This is a genomic window from Pedobacter suwonensis (genome assembly GCF_044762335.1).
Classification (GTDB): Bacteria; Bacteroidota; Bacteroidia; order Sphingobacteriales; family Sphingobacteriaceae; genus Pedobacter.
This window is the reverse complement of the sequence record NZ_JBIWEB010000003.1, coordinates 281,076-301,818: the sequence shown is the minus strand read 5'-3', so window position 1 is coordinate 301,818 and position 20,743 is coordinate 281,076. Positions and strand designations below refer to the sequence as shown.

At 38.8% G+C, this 20,743-nt stretch carries 18 protein-coding genes; 12 read left to right on the top strand and 6 right to left on the bottom strand.

The features are described from left to right. Positions 1-8 precede the first annotated feature (8 nt). Both ACIQXP_RS07205 and ACIQXP_RS07200 read right to left on the bottom strand, forming a co-directional pair. Positions 9-227: a hypothetical protein gene (locus ACIQXP_RS07205; protein WP_121283151.1), complete on the bottom strand. Its 219-nt coding sequence runs from the start codon at positions 225-227 to the stop codon at positions 9-11. A 146-nt stretch (positions 228-373) separates the two neighbouring features. Then, on the bottom strand, positions 374-592 hold the full coding sequence (locus ACIQXP_RS07200; RefSeq protein ID WP_090985534.1) for a hypothetical protein: 219 nt from the start codon (positions 590-592) through the stop codon (positions 374-376). A gap of 203 nt (positions 593-795) precedes the next feature. Here ACIQXP_RS07200 and ACIQXP_RS07195 point away from each other — a divergent pair, with 203 nt between their 5' ends. The 4 genes from ACIQXP_RS07195 (at position 796) to ACIQXP_RS07180 (ending at position 3,658) form a co-directional block, all read left to right on the top strand. Beyond that, positions 796-1,362, top strand: coding sequence for an RNA polymerase sigma factor (locus tag ACIQXP_RS07195; protein ID WP_293742992.1), 567 nt, complete (start codon positions 796-798; stop codon positions 1,360-1,362). Between the two features lie 6 nt (positions 1,363-1,368). Further along, positions 1,369-2,463, top strand: coding sequence for a S1C family serine protease (locus tag ACIQXP_RS07190; RefSeq protein WP_293742991.1), 1,095 nt, complete (start codon positions 1,369-1,371; stop codon positions 2,461-2,463). Positions 2,464-2,625: 162 nt separating this feature from the next. Next, entirely contained in the window at positions 2,626-3,261 is a 636-nt protein-coding gene (locus tag ACIQXP_RS07185) for a peroxiredoxin (protein ID WP_090985540.1), read from the top strand. A 199-nt stretch (positions 3,262-3,460) separates the two neighbouring features. Then, positions 3,461-3,658 (top strand): cold-shock protein, encoded by a 198-nt coding sequence (locus ACIQXP_RS07180; protein ID WP_293742990.1) that lies wholly within the window; start codon positions 3,461-3,463, stop codon positions 3,656-3,658. A gap of 346 nt (positions 3,659-4,004) precedes the next feature. Here the strand turns inward: ACIQXP_RS07180 and ACIQXP_RS07175 are convergent, their stop codons facing one another. The 3 genes from ACIQXP_RS07175 to ACIQXP_RS07165 form a co-directional block, all read right to left on the bottom strand. Then, on the bottom strand, positions 4,005-5,312 hold the full coding sequence (locus ACIQXP_RS07175) for a DUF2268 domain-containing putative Zn-dependent protease (RefSeq protein WP_387504968.1): 1,308 nt from the start codon (positions 5,310-5,312) through the stop codon (positions 4,005-4,007). A 153-nt stretch (positions 5,313-5,465) separates the two neighbouring features. Beyond that, a complete protein-coding gene (locus ACIQXP_RS07170; RefSeq protein WP_387504969.1) occupies positions 5,466-6,614 on the bottom strand; it encodes a M23 family metallopeptidase in 1,149 nt (382 codons plus the stop codon). Between the two features lie 104 nt (positions 6,615-6,718). Then, entirely contained in the window at positions 6,719-8,131 is a 1,413-nt protein-coding gene (locus tag ACIQXP_RS07165) for a serine hydrolase domain-containing protein (RefSeq protein ID WP_387504970.1), read from the bottom strand. Between the two features lie 164 nt (positions 8,132-8,295). On the opposite strand from ACIQXP_RS07165, the gene ACIQXP_RS07160 reads away from it, so the two are divergent. From ACIQXP_RS07160 to ACIQXP_RS07125, 8 genes are all read left to right on the top strand, one after another. After that, positions 8,296-8,916 (top strand): RNA polymerase sigma factor, encoded by a 621-nt coding sequence (locus ACIQXP_RS07160; protein WP_293742986.1) that lies wholly within the window; start codon positions 8,296-8,298, stop codon positions 8,914-8,916. A gap of 59 nt (positions 8,917-8,975) precedes the next feature. Beyond that, positions 8,976-10,124 carry a FecR family protein gene (locus ACIQXP_RS07155; protein WP_387504971.1) on the top strand — a complete coding sequence of 383 codons (1,149 nt, stop codon included), beginning with the start codon at positions 8,976-8,978 and terminating at the stop codon, positions 10,122-10,124. Positions 10,125-10,171: 47 nt separating this feature from the next. Then, the gene (locus ACIQXP_RS07150) at positions 10,172-13,774 is read left to right on the top strand and encodes a SusC/RagA family TonB-linked outer membrane protein (protein WP_387504972.1); all 3,603 of its coding nucleotides are present in this window, start codon (positions 10,172-10,174) and stop codon (positions 13,772-13,774) included. Between the two features lie 7 nt (positions 13,775-13,781). Next, positions 13,782-15,206 carry a RagB/SusD family nutrient uptake outer membrane protein gene (locus tag ACIQXP_RS07145; protein ID WP_387504973.1) on the top strand — a complete coding sequence of 475 codons (1,425 nt, stop codon included), beginning with the start codon at positions 13,782-13,784 and terminating at the stop codon, positions 15,204-15,206. Position 15,207: 1 nt separating this feature from the next. Beyond that, entirely contained in the window at positions 15,208-17,655 is a 2,448-nt protein-coding gene (locus ACIQXP_RS07140; RefSeq protein WP_293742982.1) for a zinc-dependent metalloprotease, read from the top strand. A gap of 1 nt (position 17,656) precedes the next feature. After that, positions 17,657-18,190 carry a DUF3347 domain-containing protein gene (locus ACIQXP_RS07135; RefSeq protein ID WP_293742981.1) on the top strand — a complete coding sequence of 178 codons (534 nt, stop codon included), beginning with the start codon at positions 17,657-17,659 and terminating at the stop codon, positions 18,188-18,190. A 173-nt stretch (positions 18,191-18,363) separates the two neighbouring features. After that, positions 18,364-18,951, top strand: coding sequence for a Crp/Fnr family transcriptional regulator (locus ACIQXP_RS07130; RefSeq protein WP_293742980.1), 588 nt, complete (start codon positions 18,364-18,366; stop codon positions 18,949-18,951). Between the two features lie 65 nt (positions 18,952-19,016). Beyond that, complete coding sequence (locus ACIQXP_RS07125) at positions 19,017-19,670, top strand: hypothetical protein (RefSeq protein ID WP_293742979.1); 654 nt, start codon at positions 19,017-19,019, stop codon at positions 19,668-19,670. Between the two features lie 97 nt (positions 19,671-19,767). Here ACIQXP_RS07125 and ACIQXP_RS07120 read toward each other — a convergent pair whose 3' ends face one another. Continuing rightward, positions 19,768-20,658 (bottom strand): GNAT family N-acetyltransferase, encoded by an 891-nt coding sequence (locus tag ACIQXP_RS07120; RefSeq protein ID WP_387504974.1) that lies wholly within the window; start codon positions 20,656-20,658, stop codon positions 19,768-19,770. Positions 20,659-20,743: the final 85 nt, after the last annotated feature.

Genomic DNA, 20,743 nt, shown 5'->3' with positions numbered 1-20,743 from the left:
AAGTTAGACTAGTGTTTAACTTCAGTTTTTTCTGTAGTAGTTTTTACAGTTGTATCTTTTACTGTAGAATCTTTAACTGTAGTATCTTTAGCTGTAGTATCAGTGATTACAGTTGAAGAATCAGTAGCTGTAGTATCAGCACCTTCTGCTTTTTTCTCTGAGTTACAAGCAACAACTGATAAAGATAAAGCTAAAGCTAAGAAGCCTAATTTGAATGCATTTTTCATTTTGAATATTTTTTAAGTAATTAATTAATTTACCTGTTAATACCGAAGATTTAAAAAGGTAACCCAAAAAAAATAAAAAAAGTGAATAAAAATAAAAAAGCGCTTTGAAGATGACTTTAAGGCGCTTTTTTTATGAGTAAGTTAGACTAGTGTTTAACTTCAGTTTTTTCTGTAGTAGTTTTTACAGTTGTATCTTTTACTGTAGAATCTTTAACTGAAGTATCTTTTGCAGTAGTATCAGTTACGATAGTAGAAGAATCAGTTAAAGTAGTATCAGCACCTTCAGCTTTTTTCTCTGAGTTACAAGCAACAACTGATAAAGATAAAGCTAAAGCTAAAAAGCCTAATTTGAATGCATTTTTCATTTTTGAATTTTTTTAGTAATTAATTTCTTATTAATGCGGCAAAGGTAAAAAGGTAACCCGAAAATTTACAGAAAAGTTAAAATATTTTTTTAGCCTGAATTTGGGTTACCGTTTGCCTGATGTTTGTATTAAGCAATTATAGTGGCTATAAATATTTTTTTGTCTAATATTGGGTTACTATTTACAGAAAAATGTATTAACTAGTGAATAACAGTTTAAAGGGTTCAGTTCCAACAGATAGAGAGGTTATTTTAGGTATCCTAAATAACTCAGAAGATATACTTAATAAGTTATACAAAGCATATTATGCAATGGTTTTGCAGTTTATTCTGAATAACAACGGCGATGAAGATGATGCAAAAGATGTATACCAGGAAGGCATAATAATCTTATATAACAAAATTAAGGCTGGTAATTTTGAGCTGAGCAGCAAATTGAAAACATACATTTATTCAGTTTGCAGGCGTATCTGGTTAAAAAAACTTAGTCTGAACAGTAAAAAAACCGGAAGTATTACTGATTATGAGGATGTTTTTGCTATAGAGGAAGATGTAGAACACCATGAAGAGAAAGACGCGTCATTTGTAAAAATGCAATCAGCACTTGATCATCTGGGCGAACCTTGTAAAACCATTATTCAGGATTTTTATATCCATAATTTATCCATGCAGGATATCTGCGAAAAGTTCGGTTATACCAATACCGATAACGCAAAAACGCAAAAGTATAAATGCCTGCAGCGGTTAAAGAAATTATTTTTTCAACCATAATTTGAAATGAGAAACGATTTGGAGTTAGATGCAATTATTGAAGATTATCTGTTAGGTAAACTTAATGCACAGGAAATGGAAGCTTTTGAAAAGTTACGTCTTAACGACGCTACAGTAGATCACAAAGTAGTTTCGCATAAGTTCTTTTTAGCTTCTATGGATACATTTGCAGAGCAGTTGCGTTTAAAAGAACAGTTAAACCATATCCATTCAGAAATTGATGTGGAAGGTTTGGCTGCTACACTGAGGCCACATCCTTCACGCGTGGTTCAGCTATGGCGGAAACATAAATCTGCCATTGCAGTTGCCGCATCTTTTGTTGTACTTTCTCTGGTTTCCATTTATTCTATTCAGCATAGTACTCAACAGGCCGAGCGCTACAGGCAGTTAAGTAACCGGGTAAATAATGCCATTAAAACTCAAAATAGCTTAATCAGAAACATCAAGCACAGTAGCGCAACTGCTGATAAACCAAATAGTCAAAATAGTTTTGGCGGTACTGGTTTTGCCATTTCTACAAATGGTTACATTTTAACCAACCTGCATATTATTAATGGTGCCGATTCTTTATATGTACAAAACAGTAAAGGAGAATCATTTAAAGTAAAATCTGTTTACACAGATCCTCAAAATGATATTGCCATTCTTAAAATAAGCGACAAACATTTCAGTAACTTATCTTCTATTCCATATACCATCAAAAGAAATACCAGTAACATTGGTGAAATTGTATACACCTTAGGTTATCCGAAAGATGATGCCGTACTTGGCGAAGGTTACGTAAGTTCTAAAAATGGTTTTGTGGGGGACACCACCCAATATCAGGTAGCTATTTCAGTTAATCCGGGTAATAGTGGGGGGCCGGTTTTGGATAATAACGGAAATTTGGTCGGTATCATAAGTGGCAAGCCAGATCAGACAGAAGGTGCAGCCTTTGCCATAAAATCAAAATATATCCTGGAGGCCATGAGGGCTATCCCTCAGGATTCGCTAGGCACAAATAAACTTTCAGCCAATAAAAAAAGCTTGCTTTCTGGTTTAAAACGTACCAAGCAGATTGAAAAAATACAAGATTATGTATTTATGATCAAAGCATATTAAGACAATACCCCAAACAAATTAATACTTTTAGGCCCTGTAGATTATTTCTTCAGGGCTTTTTGTTGGATTTGTAATTTGGAAGTCTAAAATTAATATAAAATCTATGTATTTACTATGGTATTGTTTAGATTTGTGTTAGTCAAAAATTAAATTAATAAGATCATGAGTATAAGATTAGGCGATACCGCACCAAATTTTAAAGCCGATACCTCTATTGGCGAAATAGATTTTTACGAGTATTTAGGCGATAGCTGGGGCGTACTGTTTTCACACCCTGCTGATTATACACCGGTTTGCACTACTGAATTAGGTAGAACAGCTGCATTGAAAGATGAGTTTGAAAAAAGAAATGTCAAAGTTTTAGCCCTGAGTGTAGATTCTGCCGATTCGCATAAAGGATGGATAAATGATATCAACGAAACTCAAAATACTTCGGTGGAGTTTCCAATTATCGCCGATCCGGATAAAACTGTAGCCAATCTATATGACATGATCCACCCGAATGCTTCTGAAACATTAACGGTAAGGTCATTGTTCGTCATCAGTCCCGATAAGAAAGTAAAATTGATCATTACTTATCCGGCATCAACCGGACGTAATTTTAATGAAGTATTGCGTGTAATTGATTCTTTGCAGCTTACCGCAAATTACAGCGTGGCTACCCCCGCAGATTGGAAAGATGGGGAAGACGTAATTGTGGTAAACAGCATTAAGACAGAAGATATTCCGGCTAAATTTCCGAAAGGACACCAGGTTATTAAACCTTATTTACGTACAACACCTCAGCCAAATAAATAATTTATTTTTTAAACGCAACATTCTTGTTGAACAGGCCAAAATGACTTGTGTTATATGAGTAAGTTATTATATTTGATAGTTTTGTTTCAATATTAATGCTTTAAACTGGTTGTTTTATTTGAATTAATACGCAATTGTTTAAATTAAATGCTGATCAAGGCGTAAAAGGTTTATTTATTTATACAATTTTTATTTTTTTATGGCAACCGGAAAAGTTAAATGGTTTAATACGGAAAAAGGCTTTGGATTTATTGTACAAGAAGACAATAAAGACTTATTTGTGCATTTTAAAGATGTTTTAGGCGGAATTGAAAGTTTGAAAGAAAACGACAAAGTAGAATTTGAAGTAGCCGAAGGCAGAAAAGGTTTACAGGCTGTAAATGTTAAAAAAGTTTAAACAAGAAATAACAGGTTTATCCGGACTGCAAAAAGCTTTTCAGGAGAAAGGCTTTTTGTGTTCATAACCTGTTGTCAAGTCTAACTCACTTAAAATATAGCATAAAATAGAAAACCATAAGTTGTAATGATTACACGCAGGTGGCCTTGGTGAATAGATAATTTAACGTGAGTCATACGGCTTAATTTAGGTCGGAAGCCGCTGCAGGGTTAACTATAAGTTGGCAAGTTGATGATGCTGAATTTAATCCATTAAGTGATCCCGGTTCAGGTTGACATCTGCTGTAAATCGGAGGAGAGTCAGGAATGCCTCATTGATACCGAATATACTGAATCACACAGGCAAACTATTTTGTGGTGGTAAATTCGATCAGATATGGTTTAAGTGGTATTCCGTTCTCATTGCGGAAACCGCTCCCTACCATTAGCTGGTATTTGTGATTGGGTTTTAAAACGACATCGAACGAAGCAGAATATCCGTCAGCAGAAAAGCCTTTAAATTCTTTTATCTTTAATATATGTGTTTCTCCCAGCGGTCCAAGTTCAAAATTCCGGTACCGTTTATCCATTTTATCAGCAAATTTAATCGTAATCTGGGATAAACCAGAATCAACTTTTTTGCTTCCGTTTTTAAACTCTTTAATGCCCGTAACAGTCGGCCTGCTTTTATCGTATTGCCGGTAAAATTTTGATGCCGGTTTTTCAAAATAACCGGATCGATCAACAAAATGATGTAAAGCCGATGGATTATTGTAATCGAACGTAATCATTTCACTTATGGCCAGATTTTTATCTTTAGCATTTTGATAATATTTTTTGCAGATTTCATATCCTACATAATAGCCCAGATCGCGCATTTTGAATTCATTATCGGCATTGCTGTATAACCAGAATCCACTATCTTCAAAAAACATTTGTTTGGCAAATACGCTTCTTATTTTTTCAAAATTCTGTGATCCAAACTGAATAGCCGGCGTTTGTGAGGGTTTACCGGTAACCGTAACTGCTAAAAATTCTGCTACGCCTTCAATAACGCATTGAGAAAGGAGATTATAGCCAATACTGCTCTTCTGCTGGGTATGTACATATTCATGCACATTTAAGAATACGGTTGAGCGGATCGGGTTGCTGCTAAAAAACGCTTTCAGGTGTGATAGCGCTTTCGGGAATTCAGAAGATACAGTATGTGCATCAGCGAGCGCAAGTTCACTTCCTATTAAAACGTTCCCATCCAATGTTGTCCCGTTGGTACGTAGGGCCCCAATAGTAAAATAAATACGGGCAGGTTTAAGCTTTTTGTAAATCCCGGCCAATTTATCAATTTCTTTGGCGATACTGTCTGCAAATTCATCTGCGCGTTGGGTATTAGCTCGTACTGAATGCCAGAATAGTGGATAATTGTGGATCGCATCAACATAAGATTTAGCAGTATATCCTCTTGCTTTCATAATAGACTTCAGGCCATCAGTACCGCGTTTAATAAACAGATCATTAATGTAGCCTACCTGTAAAGTGCTATCGCTGGTCGCCTTAATCTTATCGTAAGCTGTCCAAAAATTCTTAATGTCAGAGGTGATGATCCGTTGATGTATGTCCTGGCTATTTGCTTTTAAAAACAATAATGATAGCAGTAATAATAATATAGATGGTCTCAAATGATCTAACATTTTAATAATACAATAAAAGTTTGAAATAAACATAAGCAATTATAAGTAAAGCGGTGGCAACCGGTATTAAGTTAAAAACTATGGCAGATCATTTATAACATTTAATAAAGATGAATAGTTAATGATAAAAGTCTTTGCTGGTTACCTTTCCCGTGCGTTTCCAAAATCTACAATTTGTTTTTCTTTAGGTAATTCATTATGGTGTACATCATCGAAACCATTTTGGTAGCCCAGCCGGTAATGGTCAATGATGTAAGGAATACCATCGCCATAAAGGAGCTTTGAGGAAGTAGTCACCTCAAAATGCAGATGTGGCTCGCGCGCATCTCCGGAATTACCGATGTTGCCCAATAATTGCCCTTTGCGTACATGATCGCCCTTTTTAACATGCAAGCTACCTGGCTGCATGTGCATATAGTGGGCATAGTGTCCGTCGCCAAGATCAATTACGATATTGTTACCGGGCAGTTTTTCAAAGGTGAGTGGCACTGCCGGGTGGAAGGCTTTTCCATGCCCCGGAATGTTATCAGGTAATCCATCTGTAGCAGAGATGATTGTGCCATCGGCTACTGCAAAGATTTTTTCTCCGTAACAGAAATACGAACGCACATTTGCCGCATCACCGGAAAAAGATACACTGTCTTTGACCTTTTTCCAGTCAATGGCGAAACGCCTTGAATTTACGGTGTGTCCGCCAAGAATGATGTTCCCCCGTCGGTGATGATTATCAATACTGTTGCCAGGGCCATCGGCTGCAATCCAATCCGAACCCGATACAGGAGGTTTAAGCGTTTGGATTTTAGTAGTATGTGTGTTTATTGCCGCTCCATCTAAAGAATCAGCCGAGGCAATGACCCGGTGTATGATATTATTCGGAAATCCTGTCTTGTTACTCGTTTTTGCTTCTACGACCGCACTCTGCCCGGCTTCAATATTTAAGGCGTCTTTTAGATTGTTGTTACCCAAAATTTTCACCATGGTTTTGAGTTCAAGCGAGTCAAAAGATAGGACTGGGGCGTTGCCGCTCCGGTCTCCGTTAAGCAGTTCCATCCTTTTTAAATGAATGGGTGAAGCACCGAAGTTCGTGAGATAAAGCTCATAGATCAGATAAAAATTTGATCCGTTTGGAAAAGCAGTAGGGCCAAATGGTACACGCATTTCCAATTGAGGCGGAAATGAAAAAGGTTTCGACCTGTTTTTCGCTGGTACATCCTGTGCAGTTGAACGACTCAAAAAAACAGAGCAGAATAGCAAAATTAAATAGGATAAACGCAGGCCTGTACTTTTCATTCGATAAATAATTTTCCTGTTAGATGTAACTAAATGTGTCGCGGTTACATTTTTAAGATAAATAATTTCAATATTAAGTGATTTCTTATTAAATCCCTGATGTTTTAATTATTGGTTTTCCTGAAGGCCGTTCCTATCACTTTGCCATACTCCAGCATTTCTAGTTTTATCTCCTGATTAGGCAATTGCGTAAATCTAAGTACGCCATCTGCGCCACCTTGCCTGATGCCCTGAAATTCGTTCTCAGCAATGGGGAAAAAACGCATATCCCATTTAATCCGGTTGGTGTTATGCACCAGGTGGCCATCTAAGTAAGTAATCAGCTGTTCTTCCCCATCATCCCTGCTGATGTAAGTCCCCTCATATTGTGCGATCTGCGGAGCTGGTAAGGTGATTTTTTTAGGGTATTCTATCTCGGTTTTGCGTTTATCCAAAATCTGGTTAATGGTCTCAAAGGGATAAGCGCCCATTTTAAAATTCTGGAGGGTAATAATGGTTCTGTCTTTACCTGCCTTATGATAAATAAAAGAAGCATAACCATCCCAGCTGCCTGTATGGCCAAATGAAAGGTTGTTTTTTCCTCCGGAAAGTTCAAGTCCGAAACCATAAGGGATGTTTTTTCCTTTTGAGGTTTTCGTCACTTCAGTCATCAGTTCAAATTCGTTGGGAGTAAGAAAGGTATTTGATTTGAGCGCATTTTCCCATTTATACAGATCCATGATGGTGGAGTTAACCTTGGCACTTCCGACGATGCCATCCAGATAGTATACTACACTGTCACCGTAATTTGGGTTTTCGGATGTAATTTTATCAAAAGATTGGCGCTTCCAAACATAACCAGTAGCATAATTTTTTATCTTTTTAGGGTTTTGTCTTCGGTTATAAACGAATGTTGACTTCATCTTTAGTGGCCTGAAAATGTTATCTTTCAAATAATCTGCATAAGTTTTTCCAGAGATGCGCTCAATGATACTGGCCAGCAGCGCATAATTGGTATTGTTATACCGGTGCATGCTGCCTGGTTTAAAACTCAAAGTATCTTTCCGGGCTGCATAAAATGTGATCAGATCTTTATTGGTGGCAATTTTTCTGTGGTCCCATCCTTTGGCCATGTCTCCAATGTATTCAGGAAGGCCACTGGTATGCCTAAGCAGATCATATATTGTAACATTTTGCCATCTGCCCAGTTCGGGAATGTATTTGGTTATCGGATCATCATATTGCAGCAGGCCTTTCCGGTGCAGCAGTACAATGGCTGTAGCTGTAAACTGTTTTGAGCAAGATCCCAGTTCATAGATGGTATTTTCATTTGTTTGATACCTGGATAAAGTATCGCGGAAGCCATAACCTTTTGCCAGCAATATTTTACCTTTTTCGGCTACTAATACAGAACCGTTAAACTGATTTTGATTGTACATAACGGTAAACACGCTATCGAGCTTGTCACGAAAAGTCTTCTGGGCAAAAATGTTGGTGTAGGTAAGCAATAGCAGAGCAATAATTCCGGTTTTATTCATAGATGGTAAGGTATTTAGGAATAAGACACCAGATTTATAGGCGCGTTGCATCTCAGCATGAATTTTTACATTCCTGTATCAGCCAATCAATCAGGTATTCCAAACCGGTTTATTTTTTCAAATGCCTGCCTAAGGGTGTTAATGTATTCAATTTTAAACGCTTAATGTGTATTTTTGGCAAAATGTTAACCGGCCATCCCAACGATCATGAAGAACTACGGCAACTCGATAGCCTGATAAAAGGCAATCGCGAGGGCTTTGATTTTATTTATTCGAAATACAGCAGGTTGCTTCTGCCTAAAATGCAGCGGATGGTTAAGGTTAACGAGGTGGTTGATGAGCTGATGCAGGATGTTTTCTTAAAAGTTTGGTTAAACCGCGCAGAGATTGATCTAAACCGTTCTTTTGCGGGATGGATTTTTACCATTGCGCAACATACTATTTATGGTTATTACAGGCGCGTTGCCCTTGATGTAAAAATGCAGCGCTATTTGCTGGAAACTTTTGCCGAATTTTATGAGCAAACGGAAGATTATATTTTCAACAAAGAGCGGGTTGAATTGTTAAATCAGGCGATCGAAAAATTACCTCCACAGCGAAAGGAAATATTTAAACTTTGTAAAATAGAGGGGAAAACTTATCAGGAAGCAGCAGAAATCTTATCACTCAGTTCTTCAACAGTAAGCAACCAGTTGGTTAATGCTACCAGATACATCAAGCGATATGTTTTCTTTCACTCCAAGGAGTTTATTCTGCTTTGTATTGCCGCTTATTTAAAAAAATAAAAAATTTTAAGTGCGGATAGTGTGTTTGTCCATCTCGTGCATAATATATATAGACAACGATGGAAAAACGACCTTCAAACAAACAATTATTCGACCGCTTTATTGCCAATAAAAGTAATGCCAGGGAGCTTGAAATGCTTTTTGCTTATTTAGAAGAGGCCGATCAGGCTGAACTTGACGGGTTGATCAAAAGTGGATTTGACCTGGAAACCCAGTCTTTAGATCAGGCAGATGTTGCACGTCTTGAAGTTATTCACGGCCGTTTGGCGGATGAAATTTTCGCAAGACCAAAAAACAGCGTGTTGAAACTGATCGGTACAGCTCGGTTTATCCGGAATGCTGCTGCGGTGGTGGTCATCTTATCTGCCGGACTATTAGTGAGCCGCGACTTATCAAAGGGAACAAAAGTTGTTCCCGGTGGTGAAAAAGCCTATTTGAGTTTCAATGGGAGAAATGACACTTTAGGGGCTAAAAAAGCACGACTGCTTTACCAACATGGTGGGGTAACGGTGAGGACGCAAAGCAATGGCACGGTTGTGTTTATGGGGGTGAATGCTGATTCGGCAACGGCAGTGAAACTGAACACCATTACTACACCAAGGGGTGGAGAGTTCAAGGTTACTTTGAGCGACGGCTCTATGGTGGCGTTGAACGCAGGCTCGAAACTAACATTTCCTACAGGCTTCCGCGGGCCGGAAAGGAAAGTGTATGTGGAAGGTGAAGCATTTTTTAGTGTAACCAAAAATGCTGATAAACCTTTTATCGTTAATGTAGGCGGAAACGAAATTAAAGTTTTAGGTACCCAGTTTAATGTGAACAGTTATCCTGAAACCAAGGGTGTAGAGGCTACACTTTTAGAAGGAAGTGTAAGCTTCAGTAACGCGGAAGGGAAAAATGTGCTGCTGAAACCTAATCAGCAGGTTTTTTCTGCTTATGGTCATTTATCGCTAAAGGATGTTTCTGCTGCAGATTTTAATGCCTGGACGAAGGGAGAGTTTCTTTTCAATGATGTTCCGGTAGCCGTAGTAATGCAAAGGTTGGCGAGGTGGTATAATCTAGAGGTTCAGCCCGCATCAATGCCATCAAAAAACCTTTATATGCGGATATCCCGTAAGGCAGATATTAAAGAGGTGCTTGAAATGATCGCCAAGGCTACTGATCTTGAGTTTGATTTGAAGGGCAATCAGATTGTTTTAAAAAAAGAATAGGTTTTTATCCATCGTCGTCAATTAACAACCAACCAAACTAATTTTTTATGACAAACCTTTACTTTCGCTTCGTCCGGACGGGACGCAGCAATTTATTGAACTGGCTGGCATTATTGTGCTTAGCATTATTTTTTTCGTTGAATGTAAATGCGCAAAACAACCAGTACAAGTTTTTTCAGGCACCACTCAACACGGTCATTACACAGATTTCCCAAAAAACATCTTACGAGTTTGTATATGATGCTGACCTGGTAAAAACGGCAAAACCGATTACCATTACCTTAACCACGCCCGACATCAGGATTTTAATGGATGCAGTAACCAAAGGACAGGATTTTACTTACGAAATCAGCAACGGTAAAACCATCGTTTTAAAAACCAGAAGTGAAAATGCAGGCGAATACACTTTGCATGGTATGGTAACTGATACCATTGGCGGACCGCTTCCGGGCGCTTCTGTCAAATTAAAGGGAACCACAAAATTTGCAGTGACTGATGGTAACGGGCATTTTAACATTGGCTTAACCGATCAATATAATACCCTCGACATCAATTATATCGGATACAGACCGCTATTACAAAAAATTGATAGGATCGCTGCGCAAAATATCGTTACAATTAAACTTAAAAGCGATGCTTCGCTATTATCTGAGGTTGTAGTCAATGGCTTTCAGGCTTTACCTAGAGAAAGAAGTGCAGCGGCAATTTCGGTGGTAGATAGTGCAACACTTAACCGGCAGATTAATCCAGATTTATTAGCGGCTTTGGAGGGCAAGGTTGCAGGTTTATTATATACCAAAAATCCAAAGGGATTAACCGCCGATCAGCCGGTATTGAGGGGTGTAGGTACTTATTCGACCAATATAGGTACAAGTCCATTAATTGTCGTGGATGGTTTACCTTCAGAACTTACACTCGATCAAATTAATCCATATGATGTAGAGTCGATTACGGTATTAAAAGATGGTGCAGCGGCATCTATTTATGGCTCACGTTCAGGTAATGGTGTAATCGTGGTGACTACAAAAGGAGGTAAAGCAAAAGGGGTAAATATCACGCTAAACGCTGATTTGTTTATTACCGGAAAGCCCGATTTCGAGAGTATGCATTATGCTTCAACCAGTGATCAAATAGATTACGAAACGGCAGTTTACAACAACGAAAGAGCCCGTTTTGCAACTACAGATGCGATGTTTAATAGCTATGGTAATGTAAATAACGGAACGATAAAATATTACAGTCCATTGTATGAACTTTATCGTCAGCAAGCTGCAGGTGGCATCAGTGCCGATCAATTGAATGCCACAATTAATCAATTGAGGCAAAATGATTACCTTAAAGACTACGCGGATAATGTCTGGCAAAGTGAAGTAAGACAGCGATACAACTTATCTTTTAATTCAGGCAACGGAAAGAGTAGTAACTATTTGTCGCTAAATTATGATGCATCAGATTTGCGAATGAAATATAACAAATCTGAGAATTTCAATATTTACAATAAATCTACATTTAATTTACAGAAATGGTTGACAGCTACAGTTGGCATAAATGCTTCCTATAACACCAGTTCTACCAGTAGTTTTGATTATACCGACTACTTGTTACAGCCGAGGTATGCGCAGATTACAGATGGAAACGGAAACCTGGTTTATTCGGATTATGTGAAATTAAAAGATGGTTTTAGTACATCTGGGGAAGTAAATCCAGCAGTTATAGCAACCTTAAAAAACAATAATAATTTTAAATCATTCAGGTTTAATGTTTTAGAGTCACTTCAAGAAGGATTAGATAAAAGTAAGGCTATCAACTTAAGGGCATTTGCAAACCTGCAGGCAAAAATTTATAAGGGTTTAAGTTATAGCATGCAATTTCAGTATGAAAATAATAATTCAGATCGGGAATCCTTTTTTGATAAAAATAGTTACAGAATGCGATATGCCTATAACTATTTAACGAGTTACAATGCTGCAACGAATATTTACACACGTAATTTACCTGAAGGTGGAAGGTTTTATCAAATAAATAAAAAAAGTAACAATTACACCTTTAGAAATCAGTTGAGCTATGATCATAGTTTTGGTAAAAATCAGGAACATAATATTGCAGCCATCGCCGGGGTAGAAATGAGGCAAACGCTAGTGCCGAGAAGTTTGGAGAATGTAAGGTATGGTTATGACCCTGTTACGCTGAACTCTGTTACGCTCAATTCATTTGCATTAAGCAACACCGGAATAACCAGTTACATTGGCGGTACAAGGACCCTTAGTGCTTTAGCTACCAAACAGGAACAAATCAAACACAGGTATTTTTCTGCATATAGCAATATGAGTTATACCTTTCAGGGAAAATATAATTTAACCGGAAGTATTCGTGTAGACCAGGCTGATTTGTTTGGTGTGGATCCTCAATATAAAAACCGCCCTTTATGGTCTGTAGGTTTAGGTTGGAACGCAAACCGCGAAAATTTTATGAAAGATATTGAGTGGTTGAACACGTTAAAGGTACGTGCTACCTATGGAATAAATGGGAACGTAGATCAGACTTCTTCCCCATACTTAACAGCAACACTTAGAAATGATGGCTTGTTCCCATCACTGCAGTACACCAATATTTCTGCACTTCCTAATCCAAAATTGCGCTGGGAAAAGGTTGCCTCTACCAATTTCGGTATAGATTTTTCCATGCTAAATAACAGTTTACGTGGTAGTTTAGATTTGTATAACAAATACAGCAGCGATTTATTGGTGAGTACAGAATTAGATCCTACAGTTGGTGCTTTATCTAGAGTGCTTAACAATGGTGCATTAAGAAACAGAGGGATAGAATTAAATTTAATTGGTGACTGGTATAAATCAGGTGATCTGTTATTAAGTTCTCAGTTTGTAATCGGATATAATAGAAACAAAGTGATGGCAGTCAACACAGCTGCACAGAATGCCTACTCGTATATTGGTTCACCAACAGATTACTTTTTTGTAGGACAGCAATTTAATTCGCTCTACGCCTATCAATATGGAGGCATGACAAACGGTTACCCATACTTTTTAGATGAAAATGGTAACGCTAATGTAACATTCAATTCAGCCGGAGTTCCTACAGCAGTTAAAGATATTACAAACAGAAATGCCATTGTGAATATGGGTTCGTTGACACCTTTGTATTCAGGTTCATTCAGTCAAAAAATTAGCTACAAAAATTTCGAGTTAAGTGCGATGTTGGTATTCTCAGGTGGTAATAAATTAAGAAAAGATGTAACCGATCTGTCATCAACCACGGTGTACGACCAAGATATTACCCAAAGATGGACGGGTACAACAACGAGTGAATTACCTCGTCTATTTGTAGATTATGCTACCTCTGCCGCCAATTACGCTAGTACATTAAGTCGCCTGTGGCGATATTCAGATGTTCAGGTACTGGACGCATCTTACATCAAACTAAGAAACATTGTTGTCTCTTATAATTTACCTCGACAAATCAGTCGTTTAATTCATTTAAATAATGTTCGAATATCAGGCCAGGTCAACAATTTATGGTACTGGAGTGCAGCTGGCGATGATATTGATCCGGAAACCTATTCGCCTAATTCCGGAACCAGGTCTTTACAAATTCCTAAAACATTCATTCTTGGTCTTAACGTAACTTTTTAATCAAAAGATGAAAAAATATTCATACATCATGGCTCTTTTACTGGTAGTTATGGTAGGAGGCTGTAAAAAATATACCGACGTTATACCGACCGGTTCGATCGTGGTTGAAACCGCTGATGATTTTTACAAACTGGTATCACTTCCAAACAGGGCTTATCCAATCAATAACTTTCAATACCTGGTTGACGATCAGTGGATTCGCGAGTCATATGTGATTGGTCAGATAAAAAACATTGACATTATCAACTTTACCTTTGATGATACCGATGCCCGCACAAATTTATTGACGGCATCATCTTTCTATAGTCAAACTTACGCTTATATCAACAGATGGAACACGATTATCTCACTTGTAGATGGAAGTAAGGGTGATGATAACATTAAACAACTAGCAAAAGCAGAAGCGAAGGTGTACAGGGCCTTTGATCATTTTATGCTGGTCAACGTTTATGCTAAAGCTTACGACCCGGCTACGGCGGCAACGGATGGTGGTATCTGCATCATGGATAAGTATGATCTTGAAGCAAAGCCAGCGAAGTCTACGGTAGCACAAGTTTACGATTTTATACAGAAGGATATCGACGATGCACTTCCGTACCTCCAAAAAGTACCTGTTGATCCTTATCACCCATCTCTAGCCTTTGCGTGGGGATTAAAGGCAAAAATTCATATGTTTAAGCATGAGTTTGCTTTGGCCAAAGAAGCCGCACAAAAATCGTTGAGTTATAATAATGCCATTTACGATTTAGTTGCCTATAACAAATTGGGCGGACCAAATGCTGTGCCTGTATTAGCGGGTGAAAATCCGGAAGTGCTTAGTTTCCAGTATATGACCGGGTATACTGAAATGAGTTTTGCGTACACCTGTATTTTGAGTCCCGAATTGGTTAAACTTTTTGGTACAAACGATGCCCGGTTTAATCTGTTCATGAACACAACAAGTACATCTTTAATGGATGCCGGTGCAGGAACAGCCTATTTTAGCGTAAACTACACCAAATTCTTTTACCCAACCGTAGGTATGAAAACAACGGAGGTATATCTTATGCTTGCTGAGTGTTTGGCCCGTGAAGGGAATCTAAATGAAGCCATGGCTATTATCAATCAGCTGCGTGCTAAAAGAATATTGAGTGGCACTGTTACCTTGCCGGTTCCTACTACCGTAAAGGAAACCATGAATATCATTATTACGGAAAGAAGAAAGGAATTACTGCTTGGTTTCCATCGCTTCTTTGATTTGAAACGATTAAATAATGAACCCGATTATGCTAAAACAGTTACACATACTTTTCCCATTGTGAACAAGACTGTTCCTCAGGTAACTTACTCATTAAGTCCTAACTCCAGATTATATATTATTCCTTTTCCATCAGGTGCAATGAAACTTAATCCAAATCTAAGATTGAATACTAACGAAACCCTTCCGTTCTAAGATGAATTTTAAATCAGTCCTATTTCCGATCGCATGTACGCTCTCCCTTACTGCATTTGGTCAAAAACCTGTAGTTAAACCTGATAGTGCTGCCAAAAAAGCACCGATGGATTACACCAAAGTTATTCCTTCTACCGCTATAGCCCAGAATGGGCTTTTTAATGTTCGCCAGGTAGATCAAAAATGGTATTTCGAAGTGCCAGACACTTTGCTTGGCAGATACCTGCTGGCGGTAACCCGGTACGTGACTACGCCGCAAGGTTATGGAAGTTTCGGTGGTGAGAAAGTAAATGAGCAAACCCTATTTTTTCAGAAAGGAAACAATAACAACCTCTTTTTAAAAGGGGTTGTTTATCGCCAGGAAAGTAAAACTACCGAAGGTCCGATTTTTCAGGCGGTAATGCAGTCGCAGGAAAGCCCGATTATTGCCAGTTTCGATATCAAAGCTAAAAATCCATTAACAGGAAACTATGTTATTGATGTAACCGACTTCTTTAAGAAGGATGTTGCCGTAGTAGCTATCCCGGCTGAAGAAAAATCGGCAAAGAAACTTAGCGCTTTAGCTGATGACCGCTCTTTTATTGAACGTATTTCCTGTTATCCGATAAACACCGAAATCAAAACCACCAAAACCTATGCAACCTCTGGTCCGGGTTTTACGGTTGGTGCAATTACCGGAGCTACTACTTTAAGGTTAAATACTTCGATTATTCTATTGCCGAAAGTGCCCATGCGTAAGCGTCTTTTTGATGAAAGAGTTGGCTTTTTTGCTAATAAATACATTCTTTTTGATGAAGATTACCAGCGTACACAAACCAAATATATTGTACAGCGCTACCGTTTAGAGCCTAAAAAGCAAGATGTGGCAAAATACAAAAAAGGGATTCTGGTTGAACCTAAAAAGCAAATCGTTTATTACATTGATCCGGCTACGCCAAAAAAATGGCGCCCTTATCTTATTGCAGGAATAAATGATTGGCAGAAAGCGTTTGAGCAGGCTGGTTTTAAAAACGCCATTATAGGTAAAGAATGGCCCGAAGCGGATACGACCATGAGCCTGGAAGATGCCCGTTTCTCGGTCATCCGTTACTATGCTTCGGAAACGCCAAATGCTTACGGACCACGGATCAGCGATCCACGTAGCGGCGAGATTATGGAGAGCCATGTTGGCTGGTATCATAACGTGATGAAACTGGTACACAACTGGTACATGATACAAGCTGGTCCGCTGGATAAAAGGGCACAGAAAATGCAGTTTGATGATGAGCTTATGGGACAATTGATCCGTTTTGTTTCTTCGCACGAGCTGGGGCATACTTTGGGACTTCGGCATAACATGGGCGCCAGTAGCCAAACGCCGGTTGAAAAATTACGCGATAAGGCCTGGGTAGAGAAAAACGGACATACGGTTTCCATAATGGATTATGCACGTTTTAACTATGTAGCGCAGCCTGAAGACCATATTGGGCCTAAAGGCATTTATCCGAGAATTGGCGCATATGACGAATGGGCAATCAACTGGGGCTATCGCTATTTCGATCGCGAAAAGGATGAATTTGCCGAAGAAAAACTACTTAGTAAAATGACGACCGATACGCTGACTAAAAACCCGAGATTATGGTTTGGTGGTGAAGGTAAGGATGAAGACCCGAGGAGCCAGGCAGAAGATTTAGGTGATGATGCTGTTGCTGCCAGTGATTACGGGATAAAAAACCTTAAACGCGTGGTTGCTAATCTGAAGCAGTGGACTTATGAGTCTGGCGATCAATATGATAATTTAGCGGAATTGCACAAAGGAGTTGTTGCCCAGTATAGCCGCTACCTTTACCATGTGCTCAAAAGCGTGGGCAACCGATACGTAACCAAAAGAAGCGTGGATGAAAAAGGTGTGGTCTATGCAGAAATCCCAAAGCAAAAGGTTAAAAATGCGGTTGACTATGTTGGTCGCCAGGTATTCGACGCTCCACTATGGTTATATCCGAAAGAAATTTCCGATTATATCAACCTGAAGCCTATGGAAGATATTTCCGATCAGCAAACGCAGATGTTGAATATTTTCTTAAGTCAGGGTTTATTGTTCAACCTGAGTCAGAAAGCTTTAAATGCAAAAGATCCTTATCCGGTAAGCGAGTTTCTAAATGATCTGCTGCCTTTGGTATGGAAAAAGGAATCTAATAATCCTTTACAGGATTCGTATTTGAGGAGTTTACAACGTTCTTACCTGGAAAAAGTCGGCATGTTAATTAATCCAAAAGATGTGGCAGATGGTAAGATGATGAATAGTGCACAGCGTAGTGATGTGAGGCTTGAAGCCATTGCTCATATCCAGGCCATCAGAAAAAAAGTAAACGCCTTAATACCTCAAACAACAGGAATTGAAGCCATACACCTGGCAGATATGCAACGGGAAATAGACAAAATTATGAAAAAAACAACTTTAAACCCATAGTATGAAAAAGTATATATTGGCAGCAGTTATGGCTGTAAGTGGCTTGGTTTTTACCGTAAAAGCACAAGTAAAAACGTCTTCGCAGGAAGTAGTACCTGAATTGGTGAAGCAAAGAGAAACGCAAAAAAAAGCCATTATCAGCAGTTATATGGGAATGAAGAATGGCCTGGTGATTTCCGACGCCAAAAAAACGGCTATTTCCTCTACTGAATTTTCAGCAGCACTTGGTCAATTCAAATTTAAAAAGCTCACTTTGCAGCAAATGAACGTGGCCACAACTACCCGTATAAGCATTAAAGCATTGGCTGATCAAATCGCTGCGTCTTCGTCGTTGGATGAGCAGCGAAAAATTATGGAAAAGTTATCTGAACAGCTTTGGGTAATCATTGATAAGTTGAAACCAGAAAATACAACCGTTTACCAGCAGAAATGCCCAATGACTGGTGTGACCTGGTTAAGTAACGACAAGAAAATCGAAAATCCTTATTACCCAAAAAATATGCTAACCTGCGGGGAAGTAATAGGGGAGAAATAAAAAAAAATTAGTTTGTTGATGACGGCTGTGGGATAACGGAGGTTTCCCGCAGCTTTTTTTATTACAAAGGTTATCATTATTACTCCCATCAGATCAAACCGGTTATTTCCTTTCACGCAGATTTAAATATAATGTTGAGCCAAATTTTACCGCTATTTTTGTAATTTGTGGTCATGATCACCGATCACTTTGCCGATGCAACTAACTTTTTAGCTTTTGTCTCATCACTTTCCCCTCTTGAAAGCGAAGCAAACGAAAGTATGCGATCAAAACTTTATCAAAAGAAATATCGTAAAGGAGAGCTGATCCTCGAAACCGGGGCGGTATGTAAGCGGATCTATTTTATAGACAGTGGCTTGATTAAAACTTTCTTTTATACCGATACCCGGGAATTTATTATGCGCTTTTTCGCGGAAGGAAGTATGTTTACGGTTATTGACAGTTTTTTAGCTCAGCGGCCTTCTGCCTATGCTGTACAAGCGCTTGAAGATACTGAGATTACCTGTCTCAATTACGATGACCTGGAAATGCTTTGCAAGCGGTATCATTCCATGGAAACCTTTTACCGGAAACTTCTCGCACTTGCTGCGGTAAATATGATGGAAAGAATTGGCGGTACCCTTGAAGAAAAAGCTCAGATCGCTTACCATAAGTTTCTGCAAGCACACGGACCACTTTTGCAACGCATCAGTCTGGCCGATCTGGCTTCTTACCTCGGTATTACACAGGTATCGTTAAGCAGAATCAGGGCTATGAAATAGTTTTTATCATATGATAAATGCAGGGGCGTGACAGGGTTGTACTTTCGGGTTAAAATTCATCTGTTATGAAAAATCCGTTATCATCATCCCAGAAGTTAAGCGTTATGGCAGCCTGTACGTTTACGGTTGTAGCACCCATTATAGGATATCTTTCTATCGGGCTTCCACCTGTTATCATTGTAGGAGGCTCGGCACTTGTTGGCCTGTGCTGCTGGTATTTTACGTATCTGAAAAAACCGGTAGAACCCAACATTATCCTACCGCTTTTTATCCTTACCGTTGCTGCTTTACAGATTCACATTGTTGAGGAATACCTCATGGGCTTTGCGCCAGCCATGAGCAGGCTATTTGGTATTCCATGGAGCGAAAAGAGTTTTTTGATGGTGTTTGCGCTAATCGGTCCGGTTATTTATACCCTTACTTCACTTGGACTGTGTTATAAAGTCCCGATTGCAGGATTTGTAGCCTGGTTTATATTTATCGGTCCGGGTGTAGCAGAATTTACCCATTTTATTTTTCCGCTTATTGCCCCTGAGCTGCTTCCAAATGATCCGCATTCATTAACAGCATCAATTAAAGGTGCCACAATCCCGATGATGCCCAATTTTTATGTTAAAACCACCGGGCAGTACTACTTTCCGGGCATGTGGACCGCAATTCTTCCGATGATTCCGGGTTGCCTGGCCATTTATCACTTACTGATCAGGAAAACGCAATGATTTAAAATCATCAATATCCGATACCTTCAGGTCAGGCTCAAAAGTAGCTGGCACTGGTTTTGGAAATTGGATACATTTATCACTTTCTTATTTAGATTTAAACTTCATCCTCCCAGATAACGTGTGCAATTTTCCATTCGCCTGCCTCTTTCATAAAATGAAAGAACTTATGCCCGCGGCCCTCAAAATAAACGCCGTTTAGCATGCCTTGTTTCCGGTATTTTGAGTACCGCTGTGCGATATTTCCGATAATCCTGGTTTCTTCATCTGTTTCGAATTCTGTGAATTGTTGTAATGTACCATCTGTTAATATTTTTCTTCGTGGTTCAATAAAAGATTCCAGCCCGTAAACATCTGCATGGATAGCAGATTTTCTGATGATGCTTGCAGAAGTAGTGCATAGCTGGTAAACCGGTTCAAAATCAGGTTCATTCAAAGTATTATCAAATAGTTTAAAAAATGAACGGGTAATTTTGCCGATCTGTATCTCATCTGTGCTTAAAGCATATTGCAACATTGTTTTTCCTGCAATATCCACCTGGCGCTCGTATTTAAATTTCAATTTTTCCAGTAGCTTTACTGAGCGGCTGTTTCGATCTGTTGTAATGGCCAGTATTTTATCTGTCAGAATCGAATCAGGGAGCATATCAAGTACGGCGCTTGTAGCTTCATAGGCATATCCTACTTCTGTATGGCCCGTTAAAAAAGCAAAGCCAATATCATAATATTCCAGATCGTCTCTTTTAATAAGTGTGATAATTCCCAGCGGCAGATCATTTGCCTTCGGTTTCACTATCCAATATTTGACTAAGGGATTAGCTATGATCTTTTCAACATAGGCCAGCGCATCTTCATCTGTCTTTATCTTCCTGTCGCCAATAAATTCCAGCCAGCCTGCAGAATTAACCAGCTGAAAGATAAACGAATGGTCATGTGTCTCCAGTTCACGCAATATCAGCCTGTCTGTTAAAATTTCTTTTTTGATCATGATAAGTCTCTTACGATAAATATAGGTTATTAATTTTTAATCAATTATAAATAACAGGCTATGGGTTAAGCAACCTGGAATTTAC